Source organism: Gluconobacter morbifer G707 (assembly GCF_000234355.1).
Lineage (GTDB): Bacteria > Pseudomonadota > Alphaproteobacteria > Acetobacterales > Acetobacteraceae > Gluconobacter > Gluconobacter morbifer.
The window spans coordinates 143,786-170,221 of record NZ_AGQV01000001.1 but is presented as its reverse complement, the minus strand read 5'-3'; the positions used below and the strand labels follow the sequence as shown (position 1 = coordinate 170,221).

The 26,436-nt window shown below is 57.6% G+C and carries 18 protein-coding genes; 6 read left to right on the top strand and 12 right to left on the bottom strand.

The window, feature by feature from the left end; genetic code table 11:
• Window positions 1-90: 90 nt before the first annotated feature.
• The 3 genes from GMO_RS00695 to GMO_RS00685 are packed head-to-tail and all read right to left on the bottom strand — an operon-like array spanning window position 91 to window position 2,827.
• Entirely contained in the window at window positions 91-1,059 is a 969-nt protein-coding gene (locus GMO_RS00695; protein ID WP_040507316.1) for an ABC transporter substrate-binding protein, read from the bottom strand.
• Window positions 1,056-1,841, bottom strand: coding sequence for an ABC transporter ATP-binding protein (locus GMO_RS00690; protein WP_008850302.1), 786 nt, complete (start codon window positions 1,839-1,841; stop codon window positions 1,056-1,058). Before GMO_RS00690 ends, GMO_RS00695 begins: the two co-directional genes overlap by 4 nt.
• Window positions 1,838-2,827: a FecCD family ABC transporter permease gene (locus GMO_RS00685; RefSeq protein WP_008850301.1), complete on the bottom strand. Its 990-nt coding sequence runs from the start codon at window positions 2,825-2,827 to the stop codon at window positions 1,838-1,840. Before GMO_RS00685 ends, GMO_RS00690 begins: the two co-directional genes overlap by 4 nt.
• Before the next feature lie 466 nt (window positions 2,828-3,293).
• On the opposite strand from GMO_RS00685, the gene GMO_RS00680 reads away from it, so the two are divergent.
• The 3 genes from GMO_RS00680 to GMO_RS00670 are packed head-to-tail and all read left to right on the top strand — an operon-like array spanning window position 3,294 to window position 7,441.
• Window positions 3,294-4,628, top strand: a complete 1,335-nt coding sequence (locus GMO_RS00680) for a c-type cytochrome (protein ID WP_008850300.1) — start codon at window positions 3,294-3,296, stop codon at window positions 4,626-4,628.
• 25 nt (window positions 4,629-4,653) lie between these two features.
• On the top strand, window positions 4,654-5,133 hold the full coding sequence (locus GMO_RS00675) for a (2Fe-2S)-binding protein (RefSeq protein ID WP_008850299.1): 480 nt from the start codon (window positions 4,654-4,656) through the stop codon (window positions 5,131-5,133).
• Complete coding sequence (locus GMO_RS00670; protein WP_008850298.1) at window positions 5,126-7,441, top strand: xanthine dehydrogenase family protein molybdopterin-binding subunit; 2,316 nt, start codon at window positions 5,126-5,128, stop codon at window positions 7,439-7,441. Before GMO_RS00675 ends, GMO_RS00670 begins: the two co-directional genes overlap by 8 nt.
• 208 nt (window positions 7,442-7,649) lie before the next feature.
• Here the strand turns inward: GMO_RS00670 and add are convergent, their stop codons facing one another.
• Complete coding sequence (gene add, locus GMO_RS00660; RefSeq protein WP_008850296.1) at window positions 7,650-8,687, bottom strand: adenosine deaminase; 1,038 nt, start codon at window positions 8,685-8,687, stop codon at window positions 7,650-7,652.
• 74 nt (window positions 8,688-8,761) lie between these two features.
• A complete protein-coding gene (locus GMO_RS00655) occupies window positions 8,762-9,181 on the bottom strand; it encodes an MliC family protein (RefSeq protein WP_050801362.1) in 420 nt (139 codons plus the stop codon).
• Window positions 9,182-9,310: 129 nt separating this feature from the next.
• Between GMO_RS00655 and GMO_RS00650 the strand changes: the two genes are divergently transcribed.
• Window positions 9,311-9,907 (top strand): DUF4339 domain-containing protein, encoded by a 597-nt coding sequence (locus GMO_RS00650; RefSeq protein WP_008850294.1) that lies wholly within the window; start codon window positions 9,311-9,313, stop codon window positions 9,905-9,907.
• A 702-nt stretch (window positions 9,908-10,609) separates the two neighbouring features.
• Here GMO_RS00650 and GMO_RS13675 read toward each other — a convergent pair.
• The 3 genes from GMO_RS13675 to GMO_RS00640 all read right to left on the bottom strand — a co-directional run bounded on the left by GMO_RS13675 (window position 10,610) and on the right by GMO_RS00640 (window position 14,274).
• Window positions 10,610-12,235 carry a glycosyltransferase 61 family protein gene (locus GMO_RS13675; RefSeq protein ID WP_008850293.1) on the bottom strand — a complete coding sequence of 542 codons (1,626 nt, stop codon included), beginning with the start codon at window positions 12,233-12,235 and terminating at the stop codon, window positions 10,610-10,612.
• A gap of 465 nt (window positions 12,236-12,700) precedes the next feature.
• Window positions 12,701-13,753: a glycosyltransferase gene (locus GMO_RS00645; RefSeq protein ID WP_008850291.1), complete on the bottom strand. Its 1,053-nt coding sequence runs from the start codon at window positions 13,751-13,753 to the stop codon at window positions 12,701-12,703.
• Entirely contained in the window at window positions 13,753-14,274 is a 522-nt protein-coding gene (locus GMO_RS00640; RefSeq protein WP_008850290.1) for a hypothetical protein, read from the bottom strand. Before GMO_RS00640 ends, GMO_RS00645 begins: the two co-directional genes overlap by 1 nt.
• Before the next feature lie 143 nt (window positions 14,275-14,417).
• Here GMO_RS00640 and GMO_RS00635 point away from each other — a divergent pair, with 143 nt between their 5' ends.
• Window positions 14,418-17,117 carry a M16 family metallopeptidase gene (locus GMO_RS00635; RefSeq protein ID WP_040507545.1) on the top strand — a complete coding sequence of 900 codons (2,700 nt, stop codon included), beginning with the start codon at window positions 14,418-14,420 and terminating at the stop codon, window positions 17,115-17,117.
• Window positions 17,118-17,235: 118 nt separating this feature from the next.
• Window positions 17,236-18,396 (top strand): acyltransferase family protein, encoded by a 1,161-nt coding sequence (locus GMO_RS00630; RefSeq protein WP_040507315.1) that lies wholly within the window; start codon window positions 17,236-17,238, stop codon window positions 18,394-18,396.
• Here the strand turns inward: GMO_RS00630 and GMO_RS00625 are convergent.
• The 4 genes from GMO_RS00625 to GMO_RS00610 form a co-directional block, all read right to left on the bottom strand.
• Window positions 18,362-18,691, bottom strand: coding sequence for a hypothetical protein (locus GMO_RS00625; protein ID WP_040507314.1), 330 nt, complete (start codon window positions 18,689-18,691; stop codon window positions 18,362-18,364). The genes GMO_RS00630 and GMO_RS00625 overlap by 35 nt on opposite strands.
• Before the next feature lie 82 nt (window positions 18,692-18,773).
• Entirely contained in the window at window positions 18,774-19,796 is a 1,023-nt protein-coding gene (locus GMO_RS00620; protein ID WP_040507543.1) for a CgeB family protein, read from the bottom strand.
• Between the two features lie 44 nt (window positions 19,797-19,840).
• Complete coding sequence (locus GMO_RS00615; RefSeq protein WP_008850284.1) at window positions 19,841-22,822, bottom strand: glycosyltransferase; 2,982 nt, start codon at window positions 22,820-22,822, stop codon at window positions 19,841-19,843.
• Between the two features lie 18 nt (window positions 22,823-22,840).
• Window positions 22,841-26,188, bottom strand: coding sequence for a glycosyltransferase family protein (locus GMO_RS00610; RefSeq protein ID WP_008850283.1), 3,348 nt, complete (start codon window positions 26,186-26,188; stop codon window positions 22,841-22,843).
• Window positions 26,189-26,436: the final 248 nt, after the last annotated feature.

Genomic DNA, 26,436 nt, shown 5'->3' with positions numbered 1-26,436 from the left:
AATCCCTGATCTGTCCTGATGCATGATCTCTACCGGCTCTTGTCCGTTCGACAAGAGCGGGAATGGGATATCCTGTGTCGTTTCCCGTCGTTACTGCGGCGGCTGACCATGCAGCATCAGCAGCGCATCACTGGCTGAAAGGGAAATATCGTAAAAATCATGGTAGAATTTCCGGATCTGCACCGTCATGGCGGCTTCATCCACACTGCCCTGCTGAAGGATCTGCCGCGCCCAGCTGACTTCCAACAGCAGTTCCGGTCCATAGCGGTCCCAGGGAAACAGGCCCGTCGGATTGCGATAGACCCGCCCGTTCTTGACCGCTGCAACCTGGGCCAGAACCTTGTCCTGCTTCAGGGCTTCCGGATCACCGCCATTCGCGGCGAGAATGATGATGTCCGGGTTCCAGGAAAGGATCTGTTCCGCCGTGACGGTCTGTTTGTTCCCGTGCACACCATCCGCGGCATTCCGTCCTCCTGCTGAACGGATCCACTGATCAATGATGGTCTGGTCCCCATCGACCTGAAGCGGCTTCAGAGACAGCACATGCAGGACCCGGGGGCCCTGCGGGCTGGTCTGCGCCTGCGCGATGAACTGGAGGAAGGCCAGACGATAGGCCTGCGCCCGCTTCGCCGCCAGAGGCGTTTGAAGCTGTGTGGCTGTGCTGTCCACGCAGTCCAGCATGCTGTCGAAGCGGGTGAACCCTTCCTCCACCACATGCAGCCCGGCCTGCGTCAGAGACTGCGTGTCATGACTGCCGGCAGGGACGAACACCACGTCCGGGTCCAGCTTCAGGAGTTCTTCCGAGTTCAGACCGTTCGCATTCAGGGACTGCGCCCTGGAAAGCTGTGGTACGAGGCGGAACATCCAAGGCAATATGGACGGCTTGGCGACAGTCGCAACGATATGATCCTGCGCGCCCAGCATGATGAGCATGGCGTTATGGGCGTACCACCCTTCCACGATGCGCGTCGGTGCGGCATCCGCACGGGCCTGAGGCACAGTTGACGAAGCAGCAAGCGAGAGAGCGACAATACTCCCAAGAAGTCGCAGCAGTTTCATGTCCTGTCTTCCCCGTGACGAAAAAATCGGTGCCTGCCACAATCAACCTGGGACAGGGATACATCATATAATGCCGACATCCCTGCCGCCGTGACAACATCTGCCGGTGCGCCATCAGCAGAGATACGGCCATCATCCAGAATCAGGATCCTGCTGGCCTGCGCATAGAGTTCTTCAGGCCGGTGGGATGTCAGCAGGATCAGCCGTCCTTCTACCGCCAGTTCGCCAAGAAGTTCCATGAGACGCAGCTGATGTCCGTAATCGAGGCCCGTCATCGGCTCATCAAGCAGCAATGCCCGTGTCTCCTGTGCCAGCGCACGCGCAAGGACAACGCGCTGCCGCTCCCCTCCCGAAAGCTCCATGACGGACCGGTCCGCGAGATCGTGCAGGCCAAGCCGGTCCAGTGCCCGATCAACGGCCATGTGATCCGCCTCCGCCAGACGGCTGTACAACCCGGAGTAAGGCAGCCGCCCGAGTTCGACCATCCGGCGAACACTGAACGGAAACATCGCTGCGTGGCTCTGAGGAACATAAGCCAGCCGCCGGGCCACGGCCGTCCGGGAAATCCGGCGCATGTCCTTCCCTTCAAGCCACACTTCGCCGGTTGTTGGACGCATCAGCCCCGCCAGCAGACGCATCAGCGTGCTTTTCCCGGCTCCGTTCAGTCCGAGAAGCCCCACCAGTTCACCGCAGTCCAGCGTCAGACCGATGCCGGACAGGACGGCAGGCCGCCCAGGCCGGACCAGCCCCAGAGACTGGCAGCCCAGAAAAGGCGCCGTCACGTCATGTCTCCCCGCAGCCGCCGCAGGACGAGGATGAAGGCCAGCGCCCCGAACAGTTCCGTCACGATCCCGAGCGGCACTTCTCCCGGTGTCAGGCTCCGGGCGCAGGTATCGGCCAGGACCAGACCAGCAGCACCGGTCAGCGCGCAAATAGGCATCATGACCCGATGCTCCGCGCCGACCAGCCGTCGCGCCACATGCGGGACCAGAAGTCCCACCCAGCCGATAATCCCGGCCATGGAAATCGTCATGGCGCTAACCAGCGTCGCCAGCACGATCATGCCCGGCCTCAGCACATGCACCGGCACACCCAGGCTCCGCGCCTCGTCGTCATCAAGCGACAGCACATCCAGCAAAGGCGCACACAGGATCAGGACAAGCGTCAGCACCACAAGAGGACCAGACAGCCAGCCCAGCTCCTGCCAGTTGCTCTGAGCCAGACTGCCCAGAAGCCAGTTCACGATGGCAGGGAGCTGATCCATCGGATCGGCAAGATATTTCACGAGGGAAAGCAGAGCTGTGAAGATCGCATTGCCAATCAGTCCTCCCAGAACCAGAACCAGCAACCCACCCTGCGGCAGCATCCGTGCCACGGCCATACCGCATCCGACAGCCATCAGCCCCCCGGCAAAGGCTCCGAGCTGCACCAGCAGCGGGGGAGCCCCCATCACGATGCTCAACGCCGCACCGAACGCTGCACCACTGAGAACACCCAGCAATCCGGGCGACACCAGCGGATTACGCAGGACAGCCTGATAGGTCGCCCCACCACACGAAAGCGCCCCTCCCACCAGAAGACCCGCGAGGATCCGGGGCAGACGGGCTTGAAACACCACCGCCTGCGCCACACCATCCCGGGCCGGGCCGGGATGCGCCATATCCACGAGAGCCGTCAGGACACGTAGGGGCGAGAGAGGATAACGCCCCACACAAAGCGCAAGACCGACCACAAGCATCACCCCGCAGCAGGCAAGGAGACGGATCATGATATCACGTGAGGGAATGGCCGTTTCCTTCCTGTGGGCGCATTGTGTCCTGCCGTCAGAAACAGACATACCGCCCTAGCAGGCAGGCGGAAACATCGGCTTTTCTTCACGACCTTCTCTAAACTAAAAAAGATTCTGACATCGAGTGCCAAAATATTCAAGAGGCACCTGCGAGCCTCTCGCAAGAAACCGGGAAGGGAAATTTTGATACCGGACCAGTATAATCCCCGTTTCGAAGCGTGAATATTGCCCACGTTTCCGTGATCCCGCCGAGTCTCATTTGCGCTCTTTTACGTCAGCCTGTTGCAGTAAAGTCGCCAACCAGCCCAAAACTGTCCCCGATCTCCACGGAATTGCCCTTTTGAGTTAACTCAATCTTTTATTTTGAGGCCGACTGCCATAGTTTGTAGTGATCGTCCCGTCCTCTGTGGACGGCAGCTTCAAACAATGCCGGGACAGTCTCATAATGCTCAAACGGATAGCCGCCATCGTCGTTGGCCTCGGCGCAGTGGGCGGCCTCGGTTTCCTTGCCTATGCGTGGTACCCAGCCATCGCACCTGTGGCACGGCCCGATCCTTCTTCTTTCTCACCGGCCGCCGTCAACCGTGGCGCTATCGTCGCGTCTGGTGGATACTGCGCAGAATGTCACACCCGTACGGATGGTACGCCAGGCCCTGAACTGGCTGGCGATTTCAAGATGGCCACCCCGTTCGGTGACATTTTCTCCTCCAACATCACGCCTGATCCGGAAACCGGTATCGGCACCTGGTCGCTGGAAGCCTTCCGTCGCGCCATGTGGAAAGGCGTGGACCGTAACGGAACGCAGCTTTATCCTGCCTTCCCGTTCGATCATTTCACGAAGATGACCGATCAGGACGTCACGGATCTGTACGCCTACCTCATGACGCGTCCGGCCATTCATCTCAAGCCGCGCGACAACACGGTTCCCTTCCCGATCAACATCCGTCTGACCGGTCAGGGCGTCTGGAAACTGCTGTTCTTCACACCGGGCCGCTACAAGAATGACCCGAAGCATGATGCGCAGTGGAACCGCGGCGCCTATCTCGCGCAGGGTGATGAACACTGCGGTGCCTGCCACACCCCACGTAACCTGATGGGGGCGGAAAAGCTCAGCCAGGAATATGACGGTGCCGTCATTGACGGCTGGATCGCACCACCGCTGAATGAACACAACCCGACCCCGGTTGCCTGGACGGAAAACGAACTGTTCCAGTACCTGCGTTACGGTGTCGCTCCGCTGCATGGCTCTGCCGCCGGCCCGATGTCTCCCGTTCCGCATCGCTTCCTGTCCAAGATTCCGGAATCCGATGTCCGCGCCATCGCGCATTACTATGCTGAGGTGGACAAATCCGAACACCGCAGCGGACAGGATGACGCAGCAATCAGTCGGGCCATGGAAATGTCAGGCCGCGACCTGACCGGTCCCCAGACGCTGGATGCCGATGCCCGCCTGTATCAGGGCGCCTGTGGCGCTTGCCATTACAACTCCGGGCCGCAACCCGTTCTCGGCCGCCCGGAACTGGCGCTGAACAACGCATTGTGGCTGGATGAGCCGAACAACCTCTATCAGGTCATGCTGCATGGCATCACCGCAGGGGAAGGTCAGGACAACATCTCCATGCCGAGTTTCTACTCGGGTCTCTCGGACCACGACATGGCCCGCATCGCCGCGTATCTGCGCCGCACCCGCACCACTCTGCCCCCCTGGACGGATCTGGAGAAGAAGGCCGCGAAAGCCCGCGCCACGCTGTCCGCACCGCCCGTCAACGCATCTCACTGATCCGGGCAGGACAGGGAAACAGGACATGACCACGAAATTTGAACTCAATGGACAGCCCGTCTCGGTCGAAGCACCGGATGACACTCCTCTGCTCTGGGCGCTCCGTGACGAACTGAACCTGACCGGTACCAAGTTCGGCTGCGGCATCGGCGAGTGCGGTGCCTGCACCGTGCATGTCGGCGGCCGGGCCACGCGCTCCTGCATCACGCCGCTTTCCGCTGTCGAAGGTGCTTCGGTCACGACGATCGAAGGCCTCGATCCGGCCGGAAATCACGTCGTGCAGGTTGCCTGGCGCGACCAGCAGGTCCCGCAGTGCGGGTACTGCCAGTCCGGACAGATCATGCAGGCGGCCAGCCTGCTCAAGGACTATCCGAACCCCACCGATGAGCAGATCGACGGTGTCATGGGTGGCAGCCTCTGCCGCTGCATGACCTATATCCGCATCCGCAAGGCCATCAAGGACGCTGCGGCCGCCGCGCAGCAGGGAGGCTCCAGCAATGGCTAAAATTGAACAGATCGCCCGAAAGTCGGACACTGCACGCCTGTCGCGACGCAGCTTCCTGATGACGGCAGTCGGCTCCGGGCTGATGTTCGGCTTTGCACGCAACAGCCGCGCCGAGCAGACGCTGCCCTCCGCCATGCCGACGGAAGCCGCCTTTGAGCCCAACATCTGGTGCGCCATCGCGCCGGACGGGTCCATCGGCGTCAATATCGTCCGCGCCGAAATGGGACAGCATGTCGGCACCGCGCTCGCCCGCATCATCGCGGACGAAATGGAAGCCGACTGGAACCACATCAAGATCGTCCAGGTGGACACCGCCCCGAAATGGGCTGGCAAATACGTCACCGGCGGATCCTGGTCCGTCTGGGACACATGGGACACCTTCCGGCAGGCCGGCGCCGCTGCCAAGACGGTCATGCTCGAGGAAGGCGCGAAGCTCCTCGGCACCACGCCGGACCGCTGTACGGTCGCCAACAGCGTAGTTTCGGCTGGCGGGAAGAGCATTTCCTTCGGCGATATCGTCACGAAGGCAAAGCCCACCCGGACGTTTACGCCTGACGAAATGGCCAAGCTGCCGCTCAAGCCGGCCAGCGAGCGCCGTCTGGTAGCCAAGCCTGTCGCCGCCCTGGATATCCCGGACAAGACGAACGGCAAGGCCATCTACGGCATCGACGTCAAGCTCGACGGCATGGTCTATGGTCGTCCGAAGATGCCTCCGACCCGCTATGCGGCGAAGGTGCAGACGGTCGATGATAGCGAGGCCAAGAAGATCCCGGGTTATATCCGGTATGTCGTGCTGGACGATCCGTCCGGGATCGTCCCGGGTTGGGTCGTGGCGCTGGCCAAGACCTATCCGGCTGCCATCCGTGCGGCAGATGCACTGAAAGTCACCTGGAATCCGGGCCCGACGATCAATGTTTCCGAACAGGAGATCATCGAACACGGTCGCAAGCTGGCTGCCGATCCGAAGAACGGGACCCGCGTCTTCAATGACAAGGGTGTGGATGAAGCCCTCGTGGCGCATCCGTCCCAAGTCTTCGAGCGCAGTTACACCTGCGCGTCGGTTGCGCATTACCAGCTTGAGCCGGTCAATGCCGTGGCACGTCATATTGACGGCATGTGGGAAATCCATACTGGCAACCAGTGGCAGTCCCTCGTTCTGCCGCAGCTTTCCAAGGCCCTTCAGGTTCCTGAAGAGCAGATCGTCATGCGCACCTATCTGCTGGGTGGTGGCTTCGGACGCCGTCTGAACGGTGACTATTCCATTCCGGCTGTTCTGACCTCCAAGGCCATCGGTGGCGCGCCGGTCAAGCTGATCCTGACGCGCTCGGATGACATGGCGTTCGATTCCATCCGTTCGCCTTCCATCCAGACGATCAAGGTCTCCCTCGACGAAGGGCGCAAGAAGATCACCTCCATGGACTATGCGGCGGCAGCCGGCTGGCCGACGCAGGTGATGGCACCAGCCTTCCTTGCGAAAGGTGAGGACGGCAGGAAATACGATCCGTTCGCCATCGCCGGAGCCGATCACTGGTATGAAACGGGGCCGACGCGTGTCCGCGCCATCAGCAATGACCTCGCCAACGCCACGTTCCGTCCGGGCTGGCTGCGGTCGGTCAGTGCGGGCTGGACACCCTGGGCGCTGGAATCCTTCATGGATGAACTGGCTCACGCCACCAAGCAGGACCCGCTGGAATTCCGCCTGTCCATGTTCACGGCCACGGGCCGCAACGCAGGCTCGGCACCGAACTCCAACGGAGGCGCCAAGCGTCAGGCTGCCGTTCTCCAGCGGCTGGCTGACAAGATTGGTTATGGCAAGACGCAGCTTCCCGAAGACACCGCCATCGGCATTGCCACCGGTGCGGGTCAGGAACGCGGCATGCCGACCTGGACGGCCGGTGCGGCACAGGTTCATGTCGATCGCAAGACCGGCGTCATTACCTGCCAGAAGCTCTGGCTCGTTCTGGATGCCGGCACGATCGTTGATCCGGGTGGCGCCCTGGCCCAGACCGAAGGCGCTGCGCTGTGGGGCCTGAGCATGGCGCTGTTCGAGGGCACCGAGATCGTCAACGGGACGATCAAGGACCGCAACCTCAACACCTACACCCCGTTGCGCATCCCCGATGTGCCGGACATGGACATTGAGTTCGTGCAGAACACCGAGAAGCCGACGGGTCTGGGTGAACCGGGGGTTACGGTCATCGCTCCTGCGATTGCCAACGCCGTCTTTAATGCTACGGGTGTGCGCCTGCGTCACATACCGATGCGCCCGGCGGATGTTCTGCGGGAACTGGGTCAGCACAGGGCCTGATCCGTACCGCTCGCTCCGGCTTTCTGAGAACTGCCGCTTTCCTGTCGGGAAGGCGGCGGTTTTTTTTGGTGCTTCGTGAAAAAGGCATCCGGATAACCGACGAAAAGCCTGACTTGCAGACTCCGATCAGACAGGCTTTTTCTGTCCGCTGTCAGTTTGAGATCTCCGTTATACCCCCGGCCTCTGGCCGCGTTTTTTTGTTCCCTCATCAGGCCGGAACCGCAAGACCATACTGATGGGCAAAGCGGTCCAGGGCTGCGAGATATCCTGCCCGTTCCCTGTCCCCGATCCAGGCGGCACTGAAGGCATTGCGGCTAATGGTCACGAGTTCATCCGCCGTCAGATCCGCCCCAATACGGGCCATTTCCAGCGCCTGTGTCATGTAAACCCCTTTCATGTAGCCCGGATCGTCCGAATTGATGGTCACGGTCAGACCCGCATCCAGAAGGGCGCGAATATCCTTCGCATTACTGCCCGGACGGATCACATCGTTCGGGAACGGACAGACCGTGAAGGGGATATTCCGCGCCCGGGCCTGCCGGACCAAGTCCGGCGCCTCCAGAATGTTCAGTCCATGATCCAGCCGTTCACTGCCCAGATCTTCCAGTGCCTGCCGGATATGTTCATGGGTGTTTTCCTGATCGAGATCGCAGTGCATCGTCAGATGCAGCCCGGCGTCCCGTGCCCGTTGGAAAACATGGGCAAACTTGGCGGGCGGATTGCCCTTCTCGTCGGAATCCAGCCCAACGCCAATGATGTCAGAGAGATATGGCACAGCCTGCGTGAAGGTTTCATCAGCCGATTCCGTGCTCATTTCACGGATGAAGCACATGATAAGCTGTGAATGGATGCCGAAGGCCTGCTCCGCCTCTTTTCGCGCCCTGGTGATCCCACTGATGACTGTCTTGAAAGCAATGCCCCGGCGCGTATGGAGCTGCGGATCAAAGAACATCTCCGTGTACAGGACATTCTGGGAAGCCGCTTTTTTCAGATAGGCGAAACAGAGATCATAGAAGTCCTGTTCCGTCTGAAGCAGTTCCACCCCTTCATAGTAAAGCGCCAGAAAAGAAGGCAGGTCGTGGAAAAGATACCCGGCGCTGATGTCTTCCGACGTCATGGACTGGAGAGGATGACCGTTCCGTCGGGCCAGTTCGATCTTGAGGGAAGGCTCCAGCGTGCCTTCAAGATGGACATGCAGTTCGGCCTTGGGCAGGGCTTCGAGAAAATCGGCTGGCAGAGACGACATGATGAAAGGCCCCTTCAGGTGGCAGTGAGAAGTCCATCATGCATACCGCTACTCCAAATGAAACGGCGCAGTAATTATTTCGACACCTGATGACAGATGATACGCACGTCACCGCTCATGGCGTCGAAAAACGTGGCTTCCATGCCCTTGTTCCACCAGACATAGGGACCAGCCACATACTTGGCGCCATCGGCGGCAATGACATTGGCAAAGACCTGCGTCGTCCCCTTCACCGGCAGAGTGGCAAGACTGACATCTCCAGCGTTGATGTATCGTGCGTTCAGCTTTTCTTTCGGCAGTTCACGCCGCAGAGCCTCTCCCGCAGCGGCTTTCGGCTGGCCGTCGTCGCAGCGATAGGTCACTGTCTGGTTACTGACGGTCTGCGCGGGGGAAAGGGGAATGGTCAGCGCAGCTGAAGGAGTGGATGGTGCGGCCAGAGCTGCGGAAGCCACGACGGCCCATGCAAAGAGAAGGACACCCAGAAGTTTCGCCATCACATCCTCCAAGAAGTTCGGGCAAAGCCTCTTGCGAAGTCTTGCCCCATTGCCTGATACTCCCGCTTCCGCCAGAAGTTGCACGACATGATGTCAGCACGATGACGCCCCTCCCGATAAGGACAGACTGTGAGCTGGTTTTACGAACAGCATGGCGCCCGTAAGGGACCGGTCTCGGAAGAAGACATGCGCACCCTGGTGACGGACGGGGCCATCGTACATTCCACCCTCTGCTGGACGGAGGCTTTCGGGGCCGAATGGCAACCTGCGGGAAGCTGCGCTTTCTGGCCGCCGCAACCGGAAGGCGTCCCTCCCGCCCTGCCCGCCAGCAGCGTAACGAGTCGCTGGGCCTGGCTCAGTATCCTTGGGCCTTTCGTGGGCAATATGGTGGTGGATGTCCTGGCATGGTTTGGTGGCATCCCGAGTCATCAGAGCAGCATGATTGCGATCCTGCTGAACTTCGTCATCATCTTCAGCGCCATGCTGATGGACAGGCGCGCCCTGATCGTCGCCGGTTTCCGGCCCGGTTCGGTTCTGTGGATCCTAATTCCGCCCTTCTATTTCTGGCGGCGGCTCCAGATGGTGGGAAATGGTCTGCTGATCTTCTTCCTGTCCGTTCTGGTGTTCCTGTTCCAGTTCGTCCCGTCCTTTTCCGACAGCTGGACCGCAATGCAGAACGGGGAAGGTTTTTCCAGCTATATGTCCCGCCGGTATTACGAACTCTAGGGTCTGTTCAGTCTTGAATGACAGACTGGACTGCATGGGTGTTTGTAATGAGCATGGTGCAGTCTGAAGGGCAAAACCCCGCTGCAGAACCCTCGACGGACGATACCCTCGACGGACGATACCCTCGATTTTCTGGCACCATCAAAGCGACGCGAAAATGAAATGGTGTGCCCTGCCATCTGAGTTTGTTCCTCGGTAGATTACAACCCGGTTGTTCATTCAATGATCGAAGCCTGGTGTGGACAGAAGCTCTTTGAAAGAACCAGAGGCCTACCCTTAACAGCAGAGGCTGTGTTAGCCGTAGATGGGCATGACAGGGCGCCGTCCTTCACGTTGGCACCCAGACAGGCACATGAACTGCCTTCCGCTTATATTTTGCGCGACGATCGGCTGGGTTCATCGACCCATGTCGTCTGTGATTATAGGTATGCTCGCATAAATTCTATGAGTACTTCTGGAAGCTAGACCTCATCCCGTCATCTCCCCACCGAGACAAAATGATTCTGAGATCGCCTGTCCCAAATGGGCTTACAGCCACGGCATCTTGTCGAAAACCTGCAGGTAAGGCGCAGGGAATGGCAACCTGTCGCAAAACGATACGAAAAGACAACCACACCCTTTCTCTCGATTATCCTCACCGCAGCTACAGCAGACTATATAGAAAAAATGCTTAATAAATTTACAAAAGATCGCCTCTTATATTTATAAGTGGAATCCATAAATTTCAATTTGATCCAAGTGAATACAACCATATCCAACAGAAACCAATTTAATATGTTTTGATATTATATCTTCAGAAAAACATACTCTGATAGGATTATTGATTGCAGATCCACTATATTCATAATTATTGTTCCCTGAATATATCTCTCTATAATTATAACCATCATCAGATGATAATATCAGAAACCTACCAAATCTAAAAAATAGATCGTAGCTATCATTCCTATTAAAAATTCTAATTTCATTTACCATAGATAAATTACTTAAGTTTATCTCAATCCACGGATTGTCTTCAAAATTTGTATGGCATTGATAACTTCCTGTTAAATGTCCACTTAAAATTCCCTGTGCTTCTCGCGGCTTTCCTTCGTCTACGTCATAAGTAGAACTTTGAGTAGCAACAGCAGAATGTGAGATTTTTTCACCAATACTATCATTACAAATCAAAAAAGGGCTTGCAGATTTATATTTCCTATCAATCCTAGTTGGCAGCAATGATCCATCTATTGATGATTTTATGGCATCAATGAAATTTTCTGCTAATTCTTCTACATCAGTTATTCTACAATATAGATTAAAATCTTTATTTTCTTTGCTCTCAATCAAATCAGAAAACAGATGAAAACACCTGTTATTACTGAATATATCAAGAATGTAATGATTACTAGACAAACTTTTATCTCGATTGATGATGATAAAATTCTTATCGTTTAACAAACTCCCCAAATGAAATGCCGAACTAGAAAATCCTATAAAGTTTTTATATTTACCCCATGTTTCCAATTGCTCAACTATACTTAAATTTTCAAAACATATTACTTTTAACCCCTTTTTAACTAGAGCATTCTCAAGATCTTTTTCATTTTCTATTCCAAATACACCACTACTTTGATTACTTTTCGATACGTATACAAATTCCTCCGAAATAAATTCGGAGTTATATTTTGAAAACTTTTCAAAGAAATTATTAATAGCTTTATTTGAACTATAATTCTCTATAATTGCCTGATTCGGAATATATACTGAAGACAATATATCACCATCATTCACCCTTAATAACCTATCAATACTTACCCCAATTAATTCAAACAAATCAACAACATAACTTAATTTGGAGATGTATTCTATAGACTCTCCACAATAAGCTATTGTCATATTATTCGGAAATGAATCTACACACCAAAGTCTAGATACAAGACTGAGAACAAAATGTCCAAAATGGTTGGGTATATGCCCTATCCAGATACAATCATTTTCTATAATTTTTCCTTTTTCGAAATCTAAATTTGTTGTGATATTTGAATGAATAATATCGTATTTATCTGCCCCCCTGAATGAGGCAGATTCTATTATTATTTGCCCATTTTCCTTATATAAAGAACCCCCATCAGATATTACATATCTATATGATGAAATTCCTAAAATTTCATTGTTCTTAATACAATACCCATAAATAGATTTAACTTTTTTAAGTAACTCATAAAATATATTTTCCTGTCTTGTAGTAATTATGTTAAAAATAATTGATAGGTAACCTAAAGTCCATACTCTTATGGATAATTTAATGGCATACCCCTGATTAAGAAGCTTATGATTGACAGACATTCGCCTTTGCTATCACTTCGAACAGTTCTGAGCTTTGTCCAGTTCAGAACGAAACAATGAAAAATGTTTCCGTTTTTAAGATTTTTTTGTAACCTCCGGTACGTAAGCCCTTTCTGTCCGTTGCGCTCTAGAGGATTTTTACTTTAACCTACTTTACATTTGACTATTGTGAAGAAACTGACTCATTCGCTGGCCGTAGACACTTACATGAAGGCTTTGGCACCAAGACCTGCGAGCCATAGATGGTCATGGCAGGGTGTTGTCCTCTACATTTTCGCCCGCCAATAGGCGCACGCACTGCTATGTGCTTATGCTCTACCTGATGATTTGTCCTTTTCGCCGATCTATGTCGTCTGCGATCACGGATATGTCTCGCACACATTCCATGAACATCTCAGGAACCGAAGACCGCGTCCTGTCATCCTCATTGCTGCCACAGCAGACTATATCAAGATCTAACAGACGCTAGGACCGGCTCCGGAGACACTGGCGGTAAAAGGCCTCGACCTTGGGCAGCATCGCTGACAGCGAGAACGCCGTCAGATCCCAGACGCATCGGGACTGTTCATGGAGATGACGCAGTCCTTCCGTCAGCGAAGGGAGGCAGTCCGGCCGGACCATGGAGGACGGACTGTTTTTCAGGATATCCGGCACGCCCCCGGCATCCGTCGCACAGACGGGCAGCCCTGCATCCATGGCTTCCAGCAGGACAAGCCCGAATGGTTCGTGACGGGAAGGCAACACAAAGCCATCCAGCGCGCTCAGAACGGCAGGCATGTCTGTCCGGAAGCCCGGGAAAAAGATTCTGCTGTCTCCGGCCGCCAACCGTTCGAGCCCGGCCCGCTCCGTTCCATCACCAACCATCGCGAGAGCCACATCAGAGCCGAAACCGGCCTTTTGCCACGCATCCAGCAGCAGATCGAAACGCTTTTCCGGCACCATCCGCCCGGCGCTTCCGAACAGGAACGTTCCGGGGGCAACCCCCCATTCTTCCCGCACCTTCCGGCGCTGGACAGCACGTTCATCCGGGGAGAGGCCAGACGGCACCGTCCAGTTTGCAATCAGTGCGGACCGGTCCCGCCTGTCAGACGGGAGAGTCTTCTGCTGCCAGCCAGCAATGCAGATCAGCCCGTCATGACCGCCATAACACTGGTTGCGATAGGATGTGTGCAGTGTGGCGACCAGCGCGACGTTCCCGGCCAGTCCCGCCTTGCGCAGCCATGTCGCCCGCGCGGAAGCACGCCCCAGATGGGTGTGGATGACGTCGAACGCCCCCGAGTGCGCCAGCTGTGCCAGGCGGAACAGAAACCCTTTCCGTCCGGCCCGGACAACTTTCACCTTTGGTGACAGGAGCGTAATGATATCGCTGCCCGTACAGGGATCGGTCGTATTGTTGTCCAGAAGCAGCGTGACATCGTGCCGGTCGGTCTGGGCCGCAGAAAGCTCCGCGACGTGCCGTTCGGTTCCGGCGAGTTCATGGGTGGAAAGACAGTGCAGTATCCGCAGACTGTCTGTCATTAACCGATCCGCCCGCCTTCCCAGGCGCCTTCGATGATCTGGCCGCACCGCTCCGACATCCGCTGGAACGGAGGGCGGGGCTGGCATGCCACTAGATACATTCCAACCACGAACAGAAGGTCTGAGAGGGTTGTCAGCTGCATTGGCATCCAGAAGACACTGGGAACGCCGATTCCGCGCCACGCCTGATAGACCAGGAACGCCAGCGAGATCAGGCGCATGGCCCGCAGCATCGGGCGCAGCGGATTGGCCTGTCCCGGCCGGACGAGCGGTGCGCTCCTTTTCATGCCCAGGAAGAACGCGAAGTTGATGCCCCAGATCAGCACGCTGTCGATCATGTCTCCAAAGCTTGCACCGAAAGCCAGCATGGGCAGGAGCATGGACAGACCAAACAGCATCAGCGATCCGAGCTGGCAGCTTAGCCCGAGATGAACAGCCGTCAGGGAAGGCGGCAGCCGGTTGGCCAGTGGCTGGAAAATCTGGTCCAGCAACCAGCTGTCAATACGTTCAGGTAAAGTCATTTGTCGTGAGTTTAGCCTTCCGTTTCCGCACATGCATATAATTTTTTCTTCATGCCGGGGACAGGTCCGGCCTGTGGACAGAGTGGGGCGCAACCGGTTTACTGATGGAACAGAGCCTCCGTTCCCAAGGAATTCTCGAACTGATGTCAGCCCTTTCCCGCCTGTCCCGTGTCACGCTTCTTGCGGCCTCGATGCTGGTCTCCCCGACCCTGATGACAGCCCATGCGGCCCCGGCCGTTCCGCAGTCGACCACAGCCTCCGCCGCGACCGTGACCCGCGCGACACTGCCGAACGGGCTGCGGGTCGTCATCGTGCGTGACACGCTGGCGCCCGTGGTTCAGACGATGCTGAATTACGAGACGGGCTCCGTCAACGCACCGCCCGGTTTTCCGGGAACGGCACATGCCCTTGAACACATGATGTTCAATGGCTCGCATACTTTGACCCGTGACCAGCTCTCCACGATCAGTGCCCAGCTCGGCAATAACGACAATGCTGACACGACGTCCGACGTCACGCAGTATTACTTCAAGGCGCCAGCGGCGGATCTGGATGTCCTGCTGCATATCGAAGCCGGCCGCATGCGCGGACTGAACATCACAGAACAGGAATGGGCGCACGAAAAGGGCGCCATCGAACAGGAAGTCTCCCGCGATCTTTCCAGCCCGATCTACCGCTATCTCTCACAGGTCCGCTCCGTACTCTATGCCGGGACGCCCTATGAGCATGACGCGCTGGGTACGCGACCGTCCTTCGATGCGACGACCGCCCCGCTCCTGAAAAAATTCTATGACACGTGGTACGCGCCCAACAATGCGGTCCTCGTCATCACAGGTGACGTCGACCCGCAGGTCACGCTCTCAAAGGTTCAGGCTGCCTTCGGGGATATTCCGGCCGGAAAGGTTCCCGCTTCCGCCACGGTCTCCCCCCGCCCCGCGAAAGCGCAGAGTCTGGCCCTCGACACGGATCTGCCTATCGGGCTGGTGACGATGGCCTGGCGGATGCCGGGGCAGCGCGATCCCGACTACGCCGCCGCCACCCTGCTGGCGGATGCTATCGGCAGCCAGCGCGCGGCCCTGTTCGACCTCGTGCCCGCAGGTAAGGCGCTTGATACGGGTTTCATGTATGACCCCGATGCACAGGCCGGTCTGGCTGTGGCCTATGCCGGTTTCCCCAAGGGCGCCAACCCTGACGGGCTGCGCCATGAACTGGCGACCATTCTGGAAGATTTTCGCACGAAAGGTATTCCCGAAGACCTGATCGAAGCCGCGCGCCGCAAGGAGATCGCCTCCCTGGAGTTTGATGCCAACAGCATCTCCGGCCTTGCGGAGAACTGGTCGCAGGCCGTGGCCATCCAGCATCTGGACAGCCCGCAGGACATGATCGCCGCCTTCCGCCACGTCACGAAGGCGCAGATAGACGCGCTGGCGAAAGCGCTGCTCGATCCCTCTCATGCCGTCAGCGCCACGCTAACCCCGAGCGCATCCGGCAAGCCCGTTGGCGAAAAGGGATTCGGCGGCGCGGAATCGTTCAATACCCCGCCTTCGGGCAAGGTAGCGCTGCCGGACTGGGCCCAGCAGGCCCTCGCCCGCCTGACCATCCCCGCCGCCGCACCGCTGCCAGCTGCCTATACGCTGCCCAACGGACTGCACCTGCTCGTCCAGCCGGAGCATGTCAGCCATACCATCGAACTGGTCGGCTCCATTCGCCAGAACCCCAATCTGGAACAGCCCGCAGGCAAGGAAGGCGTTGCCAGCATCACTGAGCAGATGTTCCTCTACGGCAGCAAAACACATGACCGTCTGGCGCTGGCCAGTGCACTGGACGATCTGGCGGCGGATGAATCCGCAGGGCCGTCTTTTTCCCTGAGCGCCCTGACCCCGGCCTTCGAAAAGGGGCTGGCCCTTCTTGCAGATCATGAACTGCATCCGGCCTTTCCGGAAAAGGCATTCCGCATCACGCAGCTTCAGAGCGCGCAGGCACAGGCAGGCGAGTTGCAGTCTCCCGCTTACCGCTTTGGCCGCGCCACGCGCCGCGCCCTCGTGCCAGCCACCGACCCGACCCTGCGGGAAGCCACGCCAGCAACCATCAGCCGCCTGACCCTTGCGGACGTACAGTCTTATTATGCCGCAACTTACCGCCCGGATCTGACCACCATCGTCATCGTCGGCGATATCACGCCCGAAGCAGCGAAGGCGGATGTGGAAAAAGCTTTTGGAAACTGGAAGGCCACTGGTCCCACCCCGGATGTTGACCTGTCGGACGTTCCGCTCAGCCGCGCCTCACAGGCCGTCGTGACCGATCCTGGGCGATCGCAGGATGATGTCAAACTGGCGGAAACCATCGGCCTGAAAGTCGCGGATGAAGACCGGCACGCCCTGGCGGTCGGCAATGAGATCCTTGGTGATGGTTTCTCTTCACGCCTGATGCAGGATCTCCGCGTCCGGACCGGCTATGTATACGGCGTCGGCAGCGGCTTCAGCTACTCCCGAACCCGGAGCGGCTTTGGCATTTCCTTCGGAGCAGACCCGGACAAGATCAGCAAGGCACGCGCATTCGCCATCAAGGATGTGGAAGACATGCGCTCCCGCCCCGTCCCGCAAGACGCACTGGATCTGGCGAAGGCGTCTCTCCTGCGCAGCCAGCCCATGTCCCGTGCAAGCTTCGGGGCACTGGCCGGGAGCTATCTGTCCCTTATCAATCTTGGCCTGCCACTGGATACGCCCGCCCGTGCCGCGCAGGCCATCTATGACATGAAAGCGGAGCAGGTGCAGGCCGCCTTCCGCAAATGGATCCGCCCGCAGGATCTCTCACAGATCGTCCTTGGCCCGGAACCGCGCTGATCCCGTCTGGCAGACCGCCCTTTTCCGAAGGACGGTCTGCCAGACACAGTCATGACTTTGCCGTAATCCCCTGCTGTTCTGTTCGATTCCGGAAAGACATGAACAGCAACGGGGCAGGATGAAACGACCAGCAGAGCGGAACGCCGGAATCGACTGCCTGCGCGGCCTGTCCATCCTCCTTGTCCTGACTCATCACATCAGCATTCGCATCCCCTTGCGTCACACATTGGCGGCCGCCATCCTTCCCGCCCCCATCCTCGGTGTTTTCGCCTATGACGGCGGCGATGCGGTGGTCCTGTTTTTCGTGATCTCAGGCTTCCTGATTACCAGACGCTGCATGGACCGTTTCGGCAGCATGGAAGCCATCAGTTCCCCTGCTTTCTATGCGCATCGCGCCGCGCGGATACTGCCGTGCCTGTTTCTGCTCATGTCTGTTCTGGCGTGCCTCGACCAGATGGGTCTGAAGGATTTCAGTTTTAACCGCCCGACCCAGACGCTCGGCGGCGCGGTGCTGGCTGTCCTGACCTGCACGTTCAACTGGTATGAGGGGTGGACCAATCACTGGGCGCCTGCCAGTTGGGACGTTCTGTGGTCCCTGTCGATCGAGGAAGCCTTCTATATCGGCTTTCCCTTGCTTTGCCTGCTGCCCCTCCGACCCAGGATCGCGCTCCTTCTGGTCCTCATCGTTCTCGGGCCGATTGATCACGGCCATATTCCGTCAGCTTATGAAATCTGGCGTGAAAAAGCCTATCTTCCGGGTTTCGGGGCGCTGGCAACCGGCATTCTGGCCGCCATGCTGTCACAACGCATCCATATCGGACGCAGCCTGGCCTACAGTTTGATCGTGCTGGGCTTCGCTGGCTGCTGCATGGAACTGATTGGTGACATGACGGTCTGGCGTGTCCTGGGGGAATGGACGATCTGGTTCCTGAGCTTCGGAGGCGCGGCCATGCTGCTCGCTTTCGATGCACTGGAGAAAATGGCCCTTTCCACTGCTCCGTCCCGCGGTCTCGGCTGGCTACAGCGAATGGGCAGGCTGAGCTATGAAATCTATCTCTCGCACATGTTTCTGGTCCTTCCTGCGGTCGTCCTGTTCGCAGAGAGGGGCGGCAGGAGGGAAAGGTCCGGTCTGATGGTTTATGTCCTGACGGTACCGGCCTGTGTTCTGCTCGGGCGTCTTATCGCCGCTCTGTGGTCACGCCCCGCAGCACGGTTTCTGGACAGGCTGACCGAAGAACGTCTGCCTATCGCCAGACCGTCATCAGCAGTCCCCCGCTGACAATCAGCACACCACCCAAGCAGACTGGCAGGGAAGGCACCTCTCCAAATCCGAAATACGCCACGATCTGGGCAGCCACGAAAAACAGCGCGACATAAACGCCAAGAAGCCGTCCGAAATCCCAGTCCGGCAGGTTCACCGTCACGCCATAGATCCACAACACAAGACCGCCTGCGACGAGATAGAGAACCCGCGCGCCACCTGTTGCATGCAGCCCGGAGCGGACAAGCGCATCACCGCCCACCTCCAGGAACGCTGCAAGCAGGAGAAGTGCGGCCAGTCCCGCAACTGTCATCGGAGAGTTCTTTTCCGGATGCGGGAAACCGGTTCCTGTAACCCCGCATCCTGCCGGCAACAGGTCAACAGGCGCAGTTCCGTCAACCGAGCAGCCCTTCCGCCTTCAGTACACGCAGCGCCTGCTGGATGCGATGCCTGTAAAGATGCTCGGTTTCCGTCCGGGCCTGCGCCTTGCGGGCCATGGCCAGACGGGCCTCATGATCGTCCAGGTACTTCGTAACCAGACGTTCGAAATCAACGCGATTGGTGAAGACCGGGATTTCGTCCGCACTGTAATACCGGCGGATCTCGTGTGTATCTTCCTGAAATACCTGAAACGCCCCGGCCAGAGCCGCTTCGAACGTCCGTGGTCCCGGCGTGGACGGCGAAATCATGAAGCGGTTATTCTCGAAATGGAGCGACCGCCCGAGATTCAGCACCAGTTTGGAGCGGCGATAAAGCTCCACAAGCTGCGTTTTCTCGATACGTGCATCCGAGAACCCGATGCCGAACTCGCCCCAGCCCGGCCCGATGATCTTGACATTGAGCGTCCGCAGGACTGGCAGAAGATTGCGGACAATGTCCTTGCGGCTGGTGAACGCCACACCGCAGAACAGGACGTCGATCATCTTGTCCGCATGCTCGTCGATCGGAGCGTAGTGCAGCTTCGGGCTGGCGGCCAGCGGTAGGTGGAAAACGCGATCCCGCTGATAGAAATTATGCCCCCAGCGATCACAGGAAAAGATCACGTCGAAATCATCGGCAATGCGATAGTTCGCATCCTGCTCGTAGGGGTCTTCCGTCGCCCAGAAGACCGTCACGGCGCCGATTTTCTTCGCTTCGCGGCAGACTTCCCCGAAATACGTGCTTTCCGGCAGATAGGATCCGATGGCGAAGACGATCGTCGGCTGAAGGACCCGGATGGAGGCCGCGGCTGCGGAAATGTGAACGGCTGTCACATTGTCCGCTCCGAAACAGTCCGCCCAGCCATCCATGATGGATTCACGGATCTGGGCGTTGGCCTGACTTTCGTAACGGCCACCACTGCACACGAGAACCCGTCCGGTCAGGCCGGCGATTCCGCCATCAGACCTGATAGCCTGTTCTGTCACTTCTGCTTCCATAACCTCACCTGCTGTCCTGGAGTCCTGACCGGAAATGGTTTCCGTCATGCGACGCAGTTTTCAAGAATGTCTTTTAACGCCTTCTGGAACAGTTCCGGAGAACAGTCTTTTTTCACGGCGCTCAGTGCCCCAGCGCGCAGACGTATCCACAGATCCTGATAGAGCTGTCCGATCGCGGTGGCGAACCCTGTCGGGTCCTGTGCGGACGCGGACAGCAGTTCCTGTCCTGACGTCCACCCCACTTCTTCCTGAAGCAGTGTCGTCACGACCATCGGCAGCCCGTAAGCCGCGGCTTCCTGCACCTTGAACGGCAGACCGCCTGCAAAGCGGGTTGGCGCCACGAAGACCCGGTGCCGGTCGAACAGCGGCCGTGGATCCCCGACCGCCCCGACAATATCCACACGCGGATGCCGGGCGAAAACACTCATATCCACGGACGGCGACACGAAACCCGCAATGGTGAACCGTACCTCCGGGGCCAACTCTCCGTCGAGAAGGGGAAGCACTTCGTTCACGAACCAGACCAGACTGTCGTGATTGGGAGCGCCCTCGTCGTGTAGTGCGCCAAAAAACAGGATGTTATGCCGGTCGGCGAAGAGAGCCGGCGTTGGCTCGGGCCGCATTTCGTGTCCGAGAACCGAAACATTCTCATAGCCGGCCTGCCGGACCAGATCAGCGTCGTGCCGGGTCACGGCAACGATCCGCTGGCAGAAATGCGCGCAGGACAGTTCGTCACGCAGCATATCATCAAAGCTCATGTCCGGTTCCGGAAGCCCCAGAACCTTCACGCGCTCCAGCGTCCGGGGCGTCGCGATCACTTCCGTGTCCAGAACCGCGCCGGCCGCCGGCAGATATCGGCTGCCCTCGTTCAGCATCGGAAGCAGCCGCATCATGTTATGCGTCCGGCCGACCCAGAGAAGATTATAGTAGCCCGCGCGTTCCTGGATGAAGTCGGCAAAATCCGGGAAGGTTCTGTCGGCGATCAATTCCACCGTCTCCGGAAAGTCGCCGAAGATATCGAGAGCTGTCTGGTCCCGGGGCAGCATCGGGAAGACCGTCACCTCATAACCCAGTTCCGCCATCACCCGGAGAATGTCATTGGACCGCACATAGCCCGATCCAAGCCGACGGAGCGGCAGGCGATCCTCGATGAACAGGATGCGCTTGCGCTCGCTGCGGCGTTCGCGGGCCATAACGGCATTTCGGATATGCGCGGGCTGCTGATGCCGGAGGAAATCCTGCTGCGTCCGGGCGAAGATCCGCAGATTACCCTGAATAAGGGCATGGGAGCCGGAGTCCCCGGAACTGCCGAACTCCAGATGCTCGATGACGACGGAAGGGTCATAGATAATCCGCATGCCCGCCTTGATGATCCGGACGCACAGATCCGTGTCTTCGAAATAGGCCGGACGGTAGCGCAGGTCATAGCCTCCCAGACGGCGCAGGAGACTGGTCCGGACCATGAGGAACGCAGCGGAACAGTAATCGACGTCCCGAACGAAATTGGCTTCCGTCGTATTGGGATTATCCTCACGGCGATAGCCATAGGTCGCGCCATCGCGCCAGATGATCGATCCGGCTTCCTGAAGCCGCATGTTGGTCCGGACCAGCTTGCCACCCACCGCACCGATGTCGGGCGCGCTCCGCAACCGCTGCATGGCCAGGAACAGCGCACCGGGATAGAGGCGCAGGTCATTGTTAAGGTACAGGGTGATGGGAGCCTCGACCTTCGAAAGCGCGATGTTACACCCTTCGAGATAGCCGATGTTGTACCGGTACCGCAGGATGACAGCGCCATGCACCAGTTCATCCATCCGATATGTCATGTCGGATGATCCGGAATCTACCACGATGAGCTGAATCGCTCCCGGGTAATTGGCCCGCAGAGAGGCGAGTGCCTGCATGGTCAGGGCCAGATGGTCATAGACGACCATGATGACGCTCAGTTCAGGCACGCCCTGGACGACGAAATCCAGCGGATGACGGGCGAGCGCCGGCAGGAGGGCCTCGGCCTCGCTTTCAAACAGGGCCCGGGAATTTTCTTCCCCGATCTCGGGCACTTCGGCCAGCGCCGCTTCCTGTGGGTCACTGTCGCGGTTGCGGGCCGCGACAAGATGCGCGAACGGACCATCATACAAATGGTTGCGAACGTCATTGCGCACCTGCGACTTCGCAAGATACGCCGCGAGATCGATGTTCTCCTGTGGCGCACGCCCTTCCTGCGACCCGAAACGCAGGAAATGCTCATAGCCGTTGCGGAAATACCCCTCATCCAGTGATGGCAGGATATCCGGATGGGTCTGTGCGTAATAGGCTTCGGAAAACAGGGGCTGCGGATCAAACAGCCGTGGCGTGTCGTTAGTCAGATAGTGATGCAAAGCGCTGCTGTAGTGTCCGGCCTCAATTTCCCGGGACACCTGCGGGTACCGTTTCAGATACCAGATGGGATCAAAATACCACGATACCCGTCCCGCATCGGCAATTCCGGTCGGTAGTGCGAGCCAGGATGCAAACAGACCGATCCGGCTGTCGAAATAGGCCGGAAAACGCAACGCCAGAGTCCGACAGATCTCATCATCGAAAAACAGGTGACCGCGATAATATCGCAGCTCACCGCCGGACAGATAATGATCGTAGCCGTTCAGCAGACCATGTTCGTCCAGATAACGCTGCGTCAGCTCCGGATAGCGGCGGCGATAGCCGGGTTCATCGAACAGCCAGTGCGGGGAATGCGTCCTGTAGCCTTTTTCACAGTAATGCTCGAAACCCGAGCGATACTTTTCCTGGATCAGTTCACGACGCACATCGGCATGCGTCTCACGATACCAGACCTCGTCAAAATACCGGTTCGGTGAGTGCCCGTACTGTTGCCCGGTCTCCTGATAGAAACGGAAAGGGTCATCTTCCCCCTGTTCACGCATCCAGTTCCGGACTTCCGGATATCGCAGCAGATACCACTGCCCGTCGAAGCGGCGCCAGCGTGGCTCGTGATGCTCCGCTCCCGGAGCCGGTGCGTGTTCAGACATTCAGCCCTCCGGTCGCCGTCAGGATACAATCTTTTCAGACAGTATCCGTCCTGCCCGGTCCGCCTGTTCTGCCGTCGGGGGAATACGATCCGTCGAAATGGTCTGTCCGTTGCTGAAAACCGCCACAAGGTCCGTCAGCTGCCATCCGTACAGATCCCCCGCCACATTCACCAGCATCACCCGGTACGTACCATCCAGCGGACGGGCATAGCCCAGTTGGGGCGTCAGTTCACCGCTGAACCCGACACAGAGCGGTGCATCGCGGTGGACCTCCCCGACATCGGACCGGGGAAGGCGATCTGTTGCGCAGAACACGATTTCATCACGCTCGTCAGACAGCAACCCCATATAGACCTGTCCGGCCCGGGACAGGTTACGGAAGAACATCCAGCCACGGATGTGCAGCGCACCATCCGCTTCCACCGGAGGTGGCGGATTGCCGATCACCCCCGAGAACTCATCGATGTAATAATCCAGAGAGCCGGCAGTATAGGGATGCAGCGCCTCGCCTCCGAGAACAGCCAGCTTGATCCCGCGGAGAACCCCGTCATTATGGGCCACACGATGGAAGTCGGAAAGAATGAGGTCGTTGGACGGGACCGAGCGATGAATCTTCCGGATCTGACCGCCCTCAACTTCGATCTGAAGGCTGGTCAGCTGGAACGCTCCCTGTCCATTGATGACGTTGACCAGTCCGATCCGGAAGCGTCCCTCACACCACTTGCCGCGCAACGCCGTCTTGCCGGAGAAACCCGAACGACGGGGCGCGCCCGGGAACAGGTCAGCAATATCTCCCCGGATTTCACGCTCGCATTCAATGAAGATCATCGGGCTGTCAGCATCTTCGCCGATCAGCGTGACAAACATCCGCCCTGCTGTGCTGACACCGGGGATCAGGTACCAGCCCCGGATATGAAACTCGGGCGCGCCCTTGAAATTGCTGAGCTTTCCCTCACCCAGAACATAACGACAGACATCATCGACATAGCATTCTCCACCCTGAATGGAGAACCAGTCCGCAACCGGAACCGGAAGCTCGATGGAGACGTCGCGCGTGGTTGGAGGGTCAAAGATGTGACGCGGGGGTGCCTGATGCCGCCAGGTGGGATGAGGCAGAAGATGCACCTGCCCTGCGTCCAGCCGAAGATCCGCAATTCCCAGTTCACGCCGTGGCATGACGTCCCTGTATAGTTTCAGCAGACTGTCCGCATAGCTCCGGGCATGGGTCCACAGGGCAGGACTGATGTTCTCCATGATTCGCCGACGCAGGGGTTCGGACGAACGCAGGAATTCGAGACGTTCTAGGACCATGCTGGGACGACTGATCGGAACCTTGAACCCATTGACACCGTCTTCAACGCGATCGCCCAAGGCGCCCACGTCCGTCACAATGGGAATCAGTCCGTTCTGCCAGGCTTCTGACAGGGAAATGCAGTAGGTTTCTGGCCAGATGGACAGGTTGAGAGCAGTATCCGCGACCTTCAGGGCTTCCGTATTGCCCGCCTCGTAGCGTCCGTAAACCTTGACATTGGGGCGGCTGTTCGCATTCAAGACGGCTTCGTATTCCGGATGCACATATCCGAAGATATGAAATACAAAATGGTCGGGATGGGCGATATCGATCAGATTGAGGATCGTATCCGCCCCCTTGGTCCGCAGGAAGTTCCCCACGATGGCCACACCCAGAGGCCGGTCACCGAGCGGCTCATAACGCTTGGCCGTAACGGGGACCGTGCTTTCCGGACTCGGGATCCCCAGCACCAGGCTGATCTTCTGGTCCAGGATCGGATAGATTTCATGCGTCAGGTTTCTGGAATGCTCCGTTCCGAAGAGAATGGCATCTACAGAATGGAGCATCTTGGCCACGAAGGCGCGGCGGGTCTGTTCGCCACCATGTGCCACGTTCTCTGACGCCTTGAGCGAGATATCGGCAGCGAGAACGGAGCTGACCTCACCCTCAACATAGCGAAGCTCATGATTAAGGAGATTGTAACGGGCCGAAATCAGCCAGAAATCATGGGCAGAGAAAATGACGCCCACCCCATTGGCCTTGGCGATGATGGGCAGGGAGAGTGCGTGATGACCAAGATGCTGAAAATGGACGATGTCCATGTTGTACTGGCTGATAACACTGGAAAACGCCGTTTCCTCAGGCGCATCGCACATCGCGTCCTGCCAGCCGGTTTCAGGAATATCGAAACGCTCCAGCTCCTGTCCGTTCGCTGTGACCAGCCGTCCGAAATTTCCCCTGCGCAGCCAGTAGAAAAATTCGACATCCCGTCCGAGCAGTGAGCACAGGATCTGCTGATAGACCTCGACCCCGCCCCAAGCCTGCTCATGAATAGTGGAATGGGTACACATCAGCACACGCAAGCGGCGACGGCGCGCAAATGGTGCCACAGGTTCCTGACGCCGCCCAAAATCGGCGCCCGTAATCGCCTTCATTTTCTCAAGACGATGCTGATACAGATGATGGGCCTGAACGGATTTCTGGGCACTCTGAGCAGCCTTGCGGCGACCATTCCGGTTATTGAGCAGAAGCGCCACAGCCTCAACAACCGCATCGGGATCGCGGGCGAGACTGATCCCTTCCACGGTTTCGAAATACTTGGCCGCCATGGTTTCTGGCGCTTCGACCACCTGTGCCGCACCGCCTAATGCCAGCTCGAAAAAGCGCGGTCCCGGCGCCGTCGCCTGACTGACGTCACCGTGGCTGGCATAATCCCGGAACATTGTCAGCGTGACGGCACTGACGTTCTCGAAGTCGATGAACGCTTCGTGGCTGATCGGCCGCTGATGCGCCAGGGCAGCAAGGTCCGCCGGAAGAGGCGGAAGGAATTCGTTTGTCGGACAGACGAGTTTAAAGCGGGCGTCCGGGAAAGCTGCAATAACCCGCCGCAGGGTATGAACCCGGTTGGGCCACATCGTCCCCGCAAAGAAGATGTCATATTCCAGATCATCCGATTTGCAGAGCGGGCGCTCGTGAATGGATGTACTGGCTGCAAGCGGCAGGTAATGCCCCTTGCCATGATAGTATTCAGCGCAGGAGGGATCGTTCGTGAAGACGAAATCGAAAAGATCCGCATTCTCGACATTGAAATCCCGCATGAAGGGATCTTCAAATGTCCACAGGATCATCGTTCTGAACGCAGGGCGGATACGCCGCATCAGGGGCAGGTTGATCCGCTGGGCATCCAAACAGATGAGCACATCATGCGCGCCGCTGGCCGCGATCCACGCCAGCGTCATGTTATCCGCCACGACAATCTGGTCTTTCCCGAAAAGATCCTTGGCGGCCCTTTCCACAGCCAGTGTCAGATAGGAATTGGGATTGTGCGTATAATTCGTGTTGTAAATAACCGCCATCAATCTCCCGAGCGTTACCGCTCCCCTCCCCTGAACTATGTCTGTATCAGCAATTCATCTCATGAAATATCCCAAAGCCTAATTTCGCAGCCTGGTTCCAGATGAACTTAAACAGAGTCATTTCATTTTTCTTAACGGAATCTTTCCTCATGTGAAAGAGGCTTAAAAATAACAATAAGTCCAATAAAAAAGGGCCGCCGAAGCGACCCTTTTCTGAAACCAGCTGATTATTACCAACACTGGTGTCC

Bases quoted from the DNA above. Each gene is read 5' to 3' on its own strand.
- GMO_RS00695 (WP_040507316.1), bottom strand. From the start codon at position 1,059: ATGAAACTGCTGCGACTTCTTGGGAGTATTGTCGCTCTCTCGCTTGCT.
- GMO_RS00685 (WP_008850301.1), bottom strand. From the start codon at position 2,827: ATGATCCGTCTCCTTGCCTGCTGCGGGGTGATGCTTGTGGTCGGTCTT.
- GMO_RS00680 (WP_008850300.1), top strand. From the start codon at position 3,294: ATGCTCAAACGGATAGCCGCCATCGTCGTTGGCCTCGGCGCAGTGGGC.
- GMO_RS00675 (WP_008850299.1), top strand. From the start codon at position 4,654: ATGACCACGAAATTTGAACTCAATGGACAGCCCGTCTCGGTCGAAGCA.
- GMO_RS00670 (WP_008850298.1), top strand. From the start codon at position 5,126: ATGGCTAAAATTGAACAGATCGCCCGAAAGTCGGACACTGCACGCCTG.
- add (WP_008850296.1), bottom strand. From the start codon at position 8,687: ATGTCGTCTCTGCCAGCCGATTTTCTCGAAGCCCTGCCCAAGGCCGAA.
- GMO_RS00655 (WP_050801362.1), bottom strand. From the start codon at position 9,181: ATGGCGAAACTTCTGGGTGTCCTTCTCTTTGCATGGGCCGTCGTGGCT.
- GMO_RS13675 (WP_008850293.1), bottom strand. From the start codon at position 12,235: ATGTCTGTCAATCATAAGCTTCTTAATCAGGGGTATGCCATTAAATTA.
- GMO_RS00645 (WP_008850291.1), bottom strand. From the start codon at position 13,753: ATGACAGACAGTCTGCGGATACTGCACTGTCTTTCCACCCATGAACTC.
- GMO_RS00640 (WP_008850290.1), bottom strand. From the start codon at position 14,274: ATGACTTTACCTGAACGTATTGACAGCTGGTTGCTGGACCAGATTTTC.
- GMO_RS00635 (WP_040507545.1), top strand. From the start codon at position 14,418: ATGTCAGCCCTTTCCCGCCTGTCCCGTGTCACGCTTCTTGCGGCCTCG.
- GMO_RS00630 (WP_040507315.1), top strand. From the start codon at position 17,236: ATGAAACGACCAGCAGAGCGGAACGCCGGAATCGACTGCCTGCGCGGC.
- GMO_RS00625 (WP_040507314.1), bottom strand. From the start codon at position 18,691: ATGACAGTTGCGGGACTGGCCGCACTTCTCCTGCTTGCAGCGTTCCTG.
- GMO_RS00620 (WP_040507543.1), bottom strand. From the start codon at position 19,796: ATGGAAGCAGAAGTGACAGAACAGGCTATCAGGTCTGATGGCGGAATC.
- GMO_RS00615 (WP_008850284.1), bottom strand. From the start codon at position 22,822: ATGTCTGAACACGCACCGGCTCCGGGAGCGGAGCATCACGAGCCACGC.
- GMO_RS00610 (WP_008850283.1), bottom strand. From the start codon at position 26,188: ATGGCGGTTATTTACAACACGAATTATACGCACAATCCCAATTCCTAT.